The 231-nt window shown below is 65.8% G+C and carries 1 protein-coding gene; it reads right to left on the bottom strand.

Annotated features, from left to right (window positions below):
• Window positions 1–231 (bottom strand): ATP-binding cassette domain-containing protein (locus tag SB756_RS36040; RefSeq protein WP_410914039.1); only part of this gene is annotated, 231 nt, incomplete at both ends.

Here is a 231-nt window from a genome sequence, read left to right on the forward strand (position 1 = left end):
GCGCCGGCGCAGCGCGGCCAGGTCCAGGTCACGCAGGTCAGTCCCATCCAGCAGGATACGCCCGGCGTCCGGGTCGTAGAAGCGCTGCAACAGGTCGATCAGGGTCGACTTCCCCACCCCCGAGGCACCGCTGATGGCCACCTTCAGCCCGCCCGGCACACACACCTGCACGTTCTTCAATACCGCACCTTGGCGCCCTTCATGAGCAAAATTCAGGCCTTCAAGGCGCAG

Origin of the sequence: Pseudomonas sp. SIMBA_068 (genome assembly GCF_046534705.1) — a bacterium.
GTDB lineage: Bacteria > Pseudomonadota > Gammaproteobacteria > Pseudomonadales > Pseudomonadaceae > Aquipseudomonas > Aquipseudomonas putida.